Annotated in this window: 6 protein-coding genes; 3 read left to right on the forward strand and 3 right to left on the reverse strand. The window is 68.7% G+C overall.

Going from position 1 to position 12,448, the window contains the following annotated elements:
* Positions 1-429 precede the first annotated feature (429 nt).
* Both KIK15_RS15975 and KIK15_RS15980 read left to right on the forward strand, forming a co-directional pair.
* The gene (locus tag KIK15_RS15975) at positions 430-9,690 is read left to right on the forward strand and encodes a type I polyketide synthase (RefSeq protein ID WP_214245726.1); all 9,261 of its coding nucleotides are present in this window, start codon (positions 430-432) and stop codon (positions 9,688-9,690) included.
* The gene (locus tag KIK15_RS15980; protein WP_214245727.1) at positions 9,687-10,088 is read left to right on the forward strand and encodes a holo-ACP synthase; all 402 of its coding nucleotides are present in this window, start codon (positions 9,687-9,689) and stop codon (positions 10,086-10,088) included. Before KIK15_RS15975 ends, KIK15_RS15980 begins: the two co-directional genes overlap by 4 nt.
* A gap of 98 nt (positions 10,089-10,186) precedes the next feature.
* Here KIK15_RS15980 and KIK15_RS15985 read toward each other — a convergent pair whose 3' ends face one another.
* Together KIK15_RS15985 and bcp are read right to left on the reverse strand one after the other, a co-directional pair.
* Positions 10,187-10,876, reverse strand: coding sequence for a TetR family transcriptional regulator (locus KIK15_RS15985; RefSeq protein WP_214245728.1), 690 nt, complete (start codon positions 10,874-10,876; stop codon positions 10,187-10,189).
* A 24-nt stretch (positions 10,877-10,900) separates the two neighbouring features.
* Positions 10,901-11,374 (reverse strand): thioredoxin-dependent thiol peroxidase, encoded by a 474-nt coding sequence (gene bcp / locus KIK15_RS15990; protein WP_307851935.1) that lies wholly within the window; start codon positions 11,372-11,374, stop codon positions 10,901-10,903.
* A gap of 185 nt (positions 11,375-11,559) precedes the next feature.
* Here bcp and KIK15_RS15995 point away from each other — a divergent pair, with 185 nt between their 5' ends.
* The gene (locus tag KIK15_RS15995; protein ID WP_214245730.1) at positions 11,560-11,781 is read left to right on the forward strand and encodes a DUF3618 domain-containing protein; all 222 of its coding nucleotides are present in this window, start codon (positions 11,560-11,562) and stop codon (positions 11,779-11,781) included.
* A gap of 33 nt (positions 11,782-11,814) precedes the next feature.
* Here the strand turns inward: KIK15_RS15995 and KIK15_RS16000 are convergent, their stop codons facing one another.
* Positions 11,815-12,417, reverse strand: a complete 603-nt coding sequence (locus KIK15_RS16000; RefSeq protein WP_214245731.1) for a TetR/AcrR family transcriptional regulator — start codon at positions 12,415-12,417, stop codon at positions 11,815-11,817.
* Between the last annotated feature and the right edge of the window lie 31 nt (positions 12,418-12,448).

Here is a 12,448-nt window from a genome sequence, read left to right on the forward strand (position 1 = left end):
ACGAAAATCGGTTCACGTGCGAAGGTGGGTCGCACTGGCGATCCCACGTGTGAACAGCGCCGATACCCAGACCCGGATACCCCGGCGGCCCTTGGTGAAAGGTTACCCGTCGGGTTACCGGTGGGTATACCGAGCGGTCACCGGAGAACATGAGGAAACCCTCATTTTTCTGTGCGAACATTGTCGCGTGCCCCAGACGTGGCACGGCGAGTACCCGACCCGGACTCGACCTGGCCCACGTTGTGAGCCAACGATTTTCGACCGCCTCGACGGTGAGATGCGGTCACCCGGTGGTGGATTGCTCCGGCGACGACGCCGAGCCCACCCCAGCCACAACGGCGATCCACGCCTCCCACACCCCAACCGGATGACGACATCCGGTGACCTCGTCGTACCCCGACGTCGAAGTGATCACAAGGAGTTCCACCAGTGACTGTCCACCAGTTCCGCAGCGGCCCCGGTGAATTCGCAGCAGCACACCGTCCTGACGAGACGCTCATCGCCCGTCTGCGCGCGGGTGCCCCCTACGCGGTCAGTTTCGGTGGACAGGGTGTGGCGTGGTTGCCTGCACTGGCTGAGCTGGTCGTCGACGCCGAACTCGACCGCACCGTGGCCGGCATCGTCGGTGCCGCCGAGCGACTGCTGGAGCCCGTGGCCGACGCCATTGCTGCGGTACGCCCGGATGGATTCCACCCGCTGAGTTGGGTGCACGCATTGGGTGCCGACGAACCGGTACCCGCTGATGCGGTCCTCACCGGCGCGCCGCAGTCGGTGCCGGGGATCCTGCTGACCCAGTTGGCTGCGGTTGCCGCGTTGCGCAAACAGGGTCTCGACACCGCCGAGCTGGCACCCCGCGCCGTGGTCGGTCATTCCCAGGGGGTCTTGGCCATCGAGGCCATCACCGCCGACCCCGACAGCGCCAGCGGTGGTGCAGGCGCACTGCTCGCGCTGGCTCACCTCATCGGCGCCGCCGGTGCGCTGGTCGGGCGCCGGGCGGGCCTGGTGCATACCGCCGACGGTTCGCCGATGCTCTCGGTGACCGGTGTCGATCCTGCGCGCATCGACGAGCTTCTGACCCGCTACCGCGACTCGATCTCCGGTGTGGATCTGGCAGGCGTCCCCGCCACCGCAATCCGCAACGGTCGACGCGCCGTGGTCATCTCGGGCAGTCCTCGTCACCTTCGCGCCTTCGAGCAGCTGTGTGAATCGGTGGCGTCGACCGAGGCGGCAGCCCGAGCCGACAAGGTGATCGGGGGTAGCCCCTTCGCGCCGGTGTTCGACCCGTTGAGCGTGGGTGTCGCCTTTCACCATCCCGGCCTGGCCGCGGCGTGCGAGATCGTGATGGCGTGGGCCGGTGCGTGTGGGCTCGACGTCGAGTGGGCCGGACGTCACGCCGCAGCCATCCTCACCGACCCCGTCGACTGGGTCGGGACCCTCGACGCGGTCGCCGAGCAGGGCGTGGAGTGGGTGCTCGACTTCGGTCCCGCCGACGTGGCCACCCGCCTGGCCGTGCCGGTGCTACGCGGTCACGGGATCGGGTGCATCTCGGTCAGTCTGCGCGGGGGCCAGCGAAACCTGTTCGCTCCCGGCGGGATTCCCGATGTGCAGAAGCCGTGGGCCCGCTACGCGCCGACGCTGATCACACTGCCCGACGGTTCAACCACCGTGTCCACCTCGTTCACCCGGCTCACCGGCCGTTCACCGATGCTGCTCCCGGGCATGACCCCGACCACCGTCGACCCGGCCATCGTCGCCGCCGCGGCCAACGCCGGGCACTGGGCCGAGCTGGCCGGCGGTGGACAGGTCACCGAGGAGATCTTCGCGCGCAACGTGGCTCGCCTGGGTGAGTTGCTCGAACCGGGGCGGCAGGTGCAGTTCAACACGCTGTTCCTCGACCCCTACCTGTGGAAGTTGCAGGTGGGCGGAAAACGACTGGTGCAGAAGGCCCGTGCCGCGGGGGCCGCCATCGACGGCATCGTCATCTCGGCGGGCATCCCGGAACTGGACGACGCGGTGGACCTGGTCGAGGAACTCGCCGAGGCCGGGATCACCTACGTGGTGTTCAAGCCGGGCACCGTCGAGCAGATCCGTGCGGTTGTGCGCATCGCCGCCGAGGTACCGCACCGAGCGATCATCGTGCACGTCGAAGGGGGCCGCGCCGGTGGGCATCACTCGTGGGAGGACCTCGACGACCTGCTGATCGCGACCTACGCCGAGCTGCGGGCCCGCCCGAACGCGGTCATCTGCGTCGGTGGCGGCATCGGCACGCCCGAGCGCGCCGCGGACTACCTGACCGGATCATGGTCGGCCGCATTGGGTTACCCCGCCATGCCGGTCGACGGCATCCTGCTGGGCACCGTGACCATGGCCGTGTTGGAAGCCACCACCTCGCCCGAGGTCAAACAGCTGCTGGTCGACACCCCTGGGTGCGACGAGTGGATCGGCGCCGGCCGTGCGATGAATGGGATGGCCAGTGGCCGTAGCCAACTCGGCGCCGATATCCACGAGATCGACAACGCCGCCTCTCGCTGCGGACGTCTGCTCGACGAGGTGGCCGGCGACGCCGATGCGGTGGCCGATCGCCGCGACGAGATCGTCGCCGCGCTCGACGCCACCGCCAAGCCCTACTTCGGTGACGTGAGCTCGATGACCTACCGGCAGTGGCTGACTCGCTACGCCGATCTCGCCGTCGGTGCCGACACCGACACCGAGGCGGTGTGGATCGACGTCACCTGGCGTGCTCGCTTCGTCGAGATGCTGCAACGCACCGAGGCCCGGATGCATCCGGCCGATCGTGGGACCGTTCCCACGATGTTCGCGGAGTCGACAGCCGCCGACAACCCGCACGTGGCCATCGACGTCCTGCGCGGCATGTACCCCGAGATCGAGTGCGACATACTGCATCCCGCCGATGTCGTGTTCTTCCTCGAGCTCTGCCGGACGCCGGGCAAGCCGGTCAACTTCGTGCCCGTCGTCGACAAGGATGTGCGGCGCTGGTGGCGCAGCGACTCACTGTGGCAGGCGCACGACCCGCGCTATCGCGCCGACGAGGTGTGCATCATCCCGGGAACCGTGGCCGTCGGTGGCATCACCCGCGTCGACGAACCGGTCGGCGAGCTGTTGAACCGGTTCGAGGCTCACGTGGTCGATCAGCTGCGCGCCGACGGTGTCACCCCGGTCCCGGCGTCGAGCCGGCGCGCGCTGGGGGTGGTGGACGGATCCGGTGTCCTCGTCGACGTCATCGAATCCGACAGCGTGGTGTGGGCCGGGCGCATCGTGCGCAACCCGATCGCATTGCTCGGCGGCATCGACCGCTGGACCATGCCCAACGCCGATCGGGCCGAACACGAACCCACCGGCTCGGTGCTCGAACGCACCTCCGATGGCGCCGTGTTGCGGGTGCCCATCGCGAACACCGTCGTCGAGATCGCGATGGTCGTCGACGCCGGGATCGTCGACGGTGGTTGCCCGCGTGTGCTTCTCGAGGACGCGGCCGCAGCGATGCGTGCCATCCTGGCCGTCGCCGCGGGCGGCTCACTGCCCTCGGTCACCGACGGTGTGGCGATCACCACCGCGCGCTGGACGGCCGACCTGGCCGCTGATCACTCCGCGGTCACCGCCGCCACCCTGCCCGAACGGTTCAGTGCGTCGGTGCCTTCCGGCTCGTCGGGGTTCGCGGTGCCCGATGCGATGGTGGGCCTGTGCTGGCCCGCCGTCTTCGCTGTCATCGGTGCCGCCACCTCCGAGTCCGGTACCCCGATCGTGGAGGGCCTGCTCGACCTGGTGCACCTCGATCACACGGTGGCCACTGTCGCCACCCTGCCGCGCACCGACACCGATCTGGTCATCACCGCGCGGTCGGGCGCCGTCGTCGACACCGACCTCGGTCGGATGATCGAGGTCGCGGTCGTCGTCGCCGACGAGGCCGGAACCGAGATCGCCACGATGACCGAGCGATTCGCCATCCGCGGTCGCTTCGGGTCTGCGCCACTGACCGATCCGGTTCGAGCCGGAGGAGCGATCGGCGAGGAGACGTCTGCGGCACGCCGACTGCTGCGCAAGGTCACCGTGGTGGCGCCGTCGCGGATGCACGGGTTCGCACTCGTCTCCGGCGATCGCAACCCGATCCACACCGACAGTGCCGCAGCGCGATTGGCGGGTCTCGGCGAGCCGATCGTGCACGGGATGTGGCTCTCGGCGGCCGCAGCACACGTGGTGACCGCCGCCGACAGCAAGAACCCGATCCCCGCGCCTCGTCCGATCCTGGGCTGGACGGCTCGGTTCATGGGCATGGTCCGCACGAATGACGAAGTGAGTGTGCGCGTCGACCGCGTCGGGCTCGACCACGGCTGCGAGGTGGTCGAGGTCACCTGCAGTGTCGGTGACGACCTGGTGATGACCGCGACTGCGCGGCTGGCCGCCCCGGTCACCGTGTACGCCTTCCCTGGACAAGGCATCCAGAGCAAGGGGATGGGGCTGGCTGCGCGTAGCCGGTCGAAAGCCGCCCGCGATGTGTGGGATCGCGCCGACCAGCACACCCGGGCCGCCCTGGGCTTCTCGATCCTGGCCGTGGTGCGCGACAACCCGACCACTCTGGTGGCCAACGGTGTCACCTACTCCCATCCCGACGGGGTGCTGTTCCTGACGCAGTTCACCCAGGTGGCCATGGCCACCCTCGGGGTGGCTCAGGTGGCCGAGCTGCGAGAGGCCGGTGGCTTCGTCGACAACGCCATCACCTGCGGTCACTCGGTGGGCGAGTACAACGCGCTGGCCGCCTGTGCCGGTGTGTTGCCCCTGGAAGCGGTCCTGGAGGTGGTCTTCCAGCGCGGCGAGGCCATGCACCATCTGGTTCCTCGCGATGACCTGGGCCGCAGCAACTATCGGATGGCCGCCATTCGCCCCAGCCAGTTCGCCCTCGCCGACGCCGACGTCGTGGATTTTGTCAGCGGAGTGGGCGCCTCCTGCGGTGAGTTCCTCGAGGTGGTCAACCTCAACCTGCTCGGATCGCAGTACGCCATCGCGGGCACGGTGCGTGGCCTCGAGCACCTCGAGGTCGAGATCGACCGGCGCCGCGCGCAGGTCGGTGGCAAGCGTGCCTTCATCCTGATCCCCGGTATCGACGTGCCCTTCCACTCCACGGTGTTGCGGGCCGGCGTGGCCGAGTTCCGCACCAAACTGCAGGAGCTGCTGCCCGAGTCGTTCGATCCCGACATCCTGATCGGGCGATACGTGCCCAACCTGGTTCCTCGCGTGTTCAGCCTTGATCGCGCATTCGTCGCCGAGATCGCCGCCCTGGTCCCGTCGGAGCCACTGAATGCGGTTCTCGCGGACTGGGACCGCGCTGCGGCGGATCGGATCTCGTTGGCCCGCATCATCCTGGTGGAGCTGTTGGCCTGGCAGTTCGCCAGCCCGGTGCGCTGGATCGAGACCCAGGATCTGCTGTTCTCCGGTACCGACGTCGGTGGCCTCGGGGTCGACCGGTTCGTCGAGATCGGCGTGGCCGCGGCCCCCACCCTGGCCGGACTGGCCACCAACACCCTGAAACTGGACGGCTACCGACGCGCCGCAGTACAGGTCCTCAACCTCGAGCGCGACAACGCGGTGATCGTCGCCCAGGATCCCGATGTCGAGATCGACGAGCCCGCCGAGGATTCGGCGTCCGAGGGCTCCCCGTCGGTGACCGACGAACCGGCCGCGCAACCGGTGGCCGCGCCGGTGGTCGCCACCCCGGTCGCACCAGCGGCCGCGGGCCCTCGACCCGAGGACATCGCTTTCGTCCCCGCCGATGCCGTGCGCGCCGTGATCGCACTGTGGACCAAGATGCGCACTGATCAGATCGGAGCCGTCGACACCATCGAGGCGCTGTGTGACGGGGTGTCCTCACGCCGCAACCAGCTGCTGCTCGACATCGGCGGCGAGTTGGGGCTCGGTGCCATCGACGGTGCCGCTGAGGCCGACATGGCCGCGCTCGCCTCCACGGTGAATTCCCTTGCTCGCGGCTACAAGCCGTTCGGTTCGGTGTTGACCGACGCCCTCAACGACCAGATCCGCAAGGTGTTCGGCCCGGTGAACAAGCGGTCCTCTCACATCGCCGACCGGGTGTCGTCGGTGTGGGAGCTGGGCCCGGGTTGGGCGCTGCACACCACAGTCGCCGTGGCGCTGGGCAGTCGCGACGGCGTGTCGGTACGAGGAGGTGACCTGGGCTCGCTGGTGTCGGGACCGATCGCCACGGCCGATGCCCTCGACGCGCTCATCGACTCCGCCGTGCTCGCGGTGGCCGCCGAACGTGGTGTGGCGGTGGCCAAGCCGAGTGTCGGCGGTGCATCGGCGGGCTCGGTCGATCTCGCTGCCCTCGGTGAGTTGACCGAACAGTTCACCGGACGCTCGGGCGCGCTGGCCACGGCGGCCCGCACCATCCTGAGCAAGCTGGGCTTGGCCGACGAGCCGTCGGCGCAGGAGCTCGCTGCCGACGACAACTCCGCGGTGGTGCAACGCGTCAGCGCCGAGCTGGGATCGGATTGGATGCGGACGGTGGCACCGGCTTTCGACGAGCGTCGTGCCGTGCTGTTCGACGACCGGTGGGCCAGCGCCCGTGAGGATCTCGCTCGGCTGTGGATGGCGTCCGAGACCGAGCTCGACGTCGACTTCCACACGATCGCCTCCCGATTCGCCGGAGCCGGTGACATCGTTGCTCGCCATGCCACCTGGTGGCAGGGCAAGGCGTTGGCGGTCAGCAACCCGGTGCACGCCCGCATCTACGCCGAGATCGCCCATGCTGCAGAGGATCCCGGCGTCGGACAGTGGCAGTCTGAGGTAGCTGTGGTCACCGGAGCATCGCGTGGCTCGATCGCCTCGGCGGTGGTCGGTCGGCTGCTCGCCGGCGGAGCCACCGTCATCGCCACCACCTCTGCACTCGACGATGCGCGGGTGTCGCTGTTCAAGCAGCTCTACCGCGACCATGCTCGTGTCGGTGCCGCGCTGTGGGTGGTGCCGACGAACATGGCCTCCTACACCGATGTCGACGACCTGGTCGAGTGGATCGGATCTGAGCAGACCGAGAACCTGGGTGGCACAACGGGTCTGCTCAAGCCGGCGCTGAAACCGACGCTGCTGTTCCCGTTCGCCGCACCTCGCGTGGCCGGTGACCTGACCGACGTGGGTGGTCGGGCCGAGCTGGAGATGAAGGTCTTGTTGTGGTCGGTTGAGCGGCTGATCGCCGGGCTCGGGTCGATCGCCGCCGACCACGACCTCGCGGCTCGTCTGCACGTGGTCTTGCCCGGTTCACCCAATCGCGGGATGTTCGGTGGCGACGGCGCGTACGGCGAGAGCAAGGCCGCGCTCGACGCGCTGGTCACCCGCTGGGCTGCCGAGGACTCGTGGAACCGCACCGTCACCCTCGCTCATGCGCTGATCGGCTGGGTGCGTGGCACCGGGCTCATGGGCCACAACGACGGGATGGTGGCCGCAGTCGAGGCGGCCGGGGTCCGCACCTGGGCCACTGAGGAAATGGCTGACGAGCTGCTCGGACTGTGTGTGCCGGGCGTCCGCGAATCGGCCCGCACCGCGCCGATCGTCGCCGACTTCACCGCCGGCCTCGACGCGGGTGCACTCGATCTCAAGGCGCTGGCCGAGCAGGCTGCCGCCCACGGTGCGACCGACGACTCTGCGGTCGCCGAGGAATCGGCCGTCGGCTCGGTCGCCGCCCTGCCTGCGCCGGCTCGCCCGGCAGTCGCCACCACGCCCAGCTGGCCCACCATCGACGTCGATCCAGCCGATCTGGTGGTCATCGTCGGGGCCGGCGAGCTGGGCCCATACGGCAGCGCGCGTACCCGATTCGAGATGGAGGTCGACGACACCCTCTCGGCGGCAGGGGTGTTGGAGCTCGCCTGGAACACCGGACTGATCGTCTGGGAGCAGACTCCCAAGCCCGGCTGGTACGACGCGCAATCGGGTGATGCGGTGCACGAGAGCGAGATCGCCGACCGCTACCACGATGCGGTCATCGAGCGCTGCGGCATCCGGCGATTCGTCGACGAAGGCGCGATGGTCGACACCACCGCGCCGTTGCTCACCTCGGTGTTCCTCGACGAGGACCTGACCTTCGCCGTGGCGTCGGAGGAGGAGGCGCGTGCGTTCGCCGCCGCCGAACCCGAGCGCACCCGTATCGCCGTCGACTCCGGATCCGGCGAATGGCAGGTGACCCGGCGCGCCGGGACCGAGATCCGGGTGCCGCGTCGATTCACGTTGTCGCGCAGCATCGGTGGACAGATTCCGACCGGGTTCGACCCCACCCGCTGGGGCATCTCGCCCGACATGGCCGAGTCGGTGGACCGGGTGGCGCTGTGGAACCTGGTGGCCACCGTCGACGCGTTCCTCGCCTCAGGCTTCGAGCCCTCGGAGCTGATGCGGTGGGTGCACCCGGGCCTGGTGGCCAACACCCAGGGCACCGGCATGGGCGGGATGGAGTCGATGCGCTCGCTCTACATCGACACTCTGCTGGGCGAGTCGAAGGCGAACGACATCCTGCAGGAAGCCCTGCCCAATGTGGTTGCCGCCCATGTGGTCCAGTCCTACATCGGCAGCTACGGCGCCATGATCCATCCGGTTGCGGCGTGTGCCACCGCAGCGGTGTCGGTGGAGGAGGGCGTCGACAAGATCAGACTCGGCAAGGCCCTGTTCGCGGTGGCCGGCGGTTTCGACGATCTGGGTGTCGAGGGTGTCGTCGGGTTCGGTGACATGTCAGCCACCGCCGACTCGCAAAAGATGCTCGACAAGGGCATCGACCCCCGCCGGTTCTCCCGGGCCAACGACCGCCGCCGCGGCGGCTTCGTCGAATCCCAAGGTGGCGGAACAGTGTTGCTCGCCCGGGGGGACGTAGCCGCGCAGATGGGGCTACCGGTGCTGGGTGTGGTGGCCTGGGCGCAGAGCTTCGGCGACGGTGTCCACACCTCCATCCCGGCCCCCGGTATCGGGGCGTTGGGTGCGGCGCGCGGACGCGAACACTCCGGTCTCGCCGCAGCGTTCGCCGCGCTCGGTGTCAGTGCTGACGACGTGGCCGTGGTGTCCAAGCACGACACCTCCACCAAGGCAAACGATCCAAACGAGGCCGACCTGCACGAGCGGCTGGCCGCAGCACTGGGCCGCAACGACGGGGCGCCGCTGTTCGTGGTGTCGCAGAAGTCTTTGACCGGGCACGCCAAGGGTGGTGCGGCGGCCTTCCAGCTGATCGGCATGTGTCAGATGTTGCGCGACGGCGTCATCCCACCCAACCGCAGCCTGGACTGTGTGGACGAGGCGATGGCCGAGCACGAGCACCTGGTGTGGCTGACCGAACCGCTGCGCACCGGGTCGCGGTTCCCGCTCAAGGCAGGGCTGCTGACCAGCCTGGGCTTCGGACACGTGTCCGGGCTGATCGCCGTGGTCCATCCGGAAGCCTTTGTGGCGAGCCTGGATCCGGCGCAACGGGCGGAGTACCGCCGTCGCGCGTGCGAACGCGAGCGTGACGGAGGCCAGCGGATGCTCGAAGCGATGTGTGGCGGGGTGCCGATGTATCAGCGACCCCCCAACCGGCGCCTCGGTGACGCCGGTGTCGACACCGAGCGCGAGGCGCAGCTGCTGTTGGATCCGGCTGCGCGTCTGGCCGGCGATGGCAACTACCCGGCGGTCATCGCTGCTGCCGAACTCAGGTGAGCGTGATCGGAGTCGGGATCGATGTGGTGTCGATCCCGGAGTTCGCCGAGCAACTCCGCCAGCCGGGGACGTCGTTCGCCCAACGGTTCACCGTGGGCGAACGGCGTGACGCCGCCTCGGGCAGCGGGGGAGAAGCCCATCACCTGGCCGGGCGGTGGGCGGCCAAGGAGGCCGTGATCAAGGCCTGGTCGGTGTCGCGATTCGCGAGATCACCTGCGCTGCCCGTGATCCGGCACAGCGACATCGAGGTGGTCACCGACACGTGGGGGCGGCCGGCGATCCGGTTGGCCGGTGACATCGCCGAGCATCTACGCGAGACGACCGTGCACATCTCGCTGACCCACGACGGTCCGACGGCAGCCGCGGTGGCGATCCTCGAGGACGCTCCGGTGACCTGATCGTCCCGCCGGTGCCGGCGGGTGCAGTCGACGACCATCCGGGGCCTGCTCGGGACGGGGCTTGCTCGGGACGGGGCCTGCTCGGGACGGGGACCGGGTCAGGTCGTGTCCGGGCTCGACCCGCCGTCGCCGAGCAACAGGTAGCCGCCCAGCATCCGTTTGAGTTCGGCGACGGTGTCGGGGTGGTTCTGCCCGTCGTGTACCGAGAAGCTCAGCAGCGAATATGCGGTGTGCACCAACACTTCTGACATCATCGCCCGCCGTTCCCGCTGATGTGGGGTGAGTGGTGCGATGATCTTGGCCACCTGTTCGGCCAATGCCCGTTCGTGCACCATCGCCGTGGCGCGGGTGGCCGGTGTGGACTGCACAGCCAGCCATACCGCGCGCCGTGAAGGATCATCGCGCCACAGTTGCGCCAGGTGGTCGATGAACTTCTCCAGCAGCCGCGGCCACTGCAGCGACGGCACCTCGGCCGCGAATGCGGCCAGCGCGGACTGCACGGCCGTCGCGTCCTGACGGTCGAGCTCGCACACCACCACATATTTGTTGGCGAAGTACTGATAGAGAGTGCCGATCGGCACGTCGGCTCGCGCGGCGATCTCTTCGCACGTCAGTGACTCGAACCCGACCTCGATGAGCAGCGCTCGGGCCTCGCCCAACATCGCCTCGAACTTGCGCTTGCTGCGCTCCTGGGTGGGCCGCTTTCGTGGCACCAGTGGCCCCGCGGACTGCAGCCCCTGCGGGGCAACGGTTCCCGGTCCGCGGGTGGGGCGATCAGACACAGGCATGCAGTGGTGCGGAGGTGGCGTGGATCAGACCGACAGGTCGCGACGCAGCTTGGCCACGTGTCCGGTCGCCCGAACGTTGTACTGAGCCACTTCGATGCGACCTTCCTCGTCGACGAGGAAGGTCGAACGGATGACTCCGGTGACGGTCTTGCCGTACATGGTCTTCTCGCCGAAGGCACCCCACGCGGTGAGCGTGGTCTTGTCCGGGTCGGACAACAACGGGAAGGTGAGGGATTCGGCATCGCGGAACTTGGCCAGCTTGGCGGGCTTGTCCGGCGAGATGCCGACCACCTCGATGCCTGCGCCCTCCAACTCGGCGAGGTTGTCACGGAAATCGCAGGCCTGCTTGGTGCAGCCCGGTGTGGACGCAGCCGGGTAGAAGTAGACGATCACCTTGCGTCCGGCGTAGTCCGAGAGGGACACGGTGTTCCCGTCGGCGTCGGGCAGGCTGAACGCGGGGGCAGGGTCTCCGGCGGAGAGTCGCGAGGCTGAGGTCACCTCGGCCACGGTAGTCGAGAGAATCGGGCGGTGGTCGCGACCCTGGTGGGCGCAGTGAACTACCGTGGGAGTCATCGGTGCGGCTCGCGCCTGACCGGACACCCGCCAGACCGGACACCGGAGTGCAGCTCCGAATGCATCGACACCACTGATCGACATGCAACACCGACCCAGACGGAGGACTCGTGGCCCGCGACATCGACCGCATCGAACGCGACATCGCCCGCGCGCGCGAAGAACTCGCCGCCACGCTGGACACCCTGGCGGTGCGCGCGAACCCGCAGCGGCTGGCCGACGACGCCGGCAACGCAGTGGTGGCCACGCTGAATCAACCGGCTGTGAAGTACCCGCTCATCGGTATCGGCGTCATCGTCGTCGTCTTGACGATCCGCAAGATAGTTCGCTGACGCCGCGCGTGTGATCACTGCCCCACGCAGCGATCAGGCGGAGGGATACGCGGTGAGCACCGCGCACGCCACGGCCACCGCGTCATCGGCCAACGTGGCCGGAGACAAGCCCCGTTCGACCTGCGTGGCGATCAGCTCACGCAAGCCACCCACCAGGATCAGGGCGGCGTTCTCGGGAAGTGGTCCCATGCCGGCTTCCCGGAACTTCTCGTTGTGTGACACCGCGACGACCAGCGCGGCAAACGCGTCGGTCGCCGTACGCGACACCTCGCGGGCGCGTGACCCGAGCCCCGGTGCGTCGCGGATCCAGCTCAGGGTGAACGTGGGGTCGGCCTGCGCCTGCGCCAACCACGCCGCTATCCCGTGACGAACCTGATCGCGCCACGGAGCCTCGAGATCGACTGCGGCCCTGATCGCCTCGATCTGACGTTCGGTGCGGTCCTGCAGTAGCGCTCGGTAGCAGTCGTTCTTGTCGGTGAAGTGTTCGTAGAACGCGCGACGGGACATCCGCGCGATCCGCACCACGTCGGCCACGGTGGAATCGGTGAGCCCCTTGTCGGCGATGGTGGTGGCCAGCGCGTCGATCAACCGTTGGGCCACGGTCGTCCCGGCGGCGACGGGTGAAGCGGCGATCATGTCTGCCAACGTAGCGCGCCGTCGGGTGGGG

The organism is Williamsia sp. CHRR-6 (assembly GCF_018474015.1).
In the GTDB taxonomy this organism is placed as follows: Bacteria; Actinomycetota; Actinomycetes; order Mycobacteriales; family Mycobacteriaceae; genus Williamsia_A.

Bases quoted from the DNA above. Each gene is read 5' to 3' on its own strand.
- KIK15_RS16000 (WP_214245731.1), bottom strand. From the start codon at position 12,417: ATGATCGCCGCTTCACCCGTCGCCGCCGGGACGACCGTGGCCCAACGG.
- KIK15_RS15985 (WP_214245728.1), bottom strand. From the start codon at position 10,876: ATGCCTGTGTCTGATCGCCCCACCCGCGGACCGGGAACCGTTGCCCCG.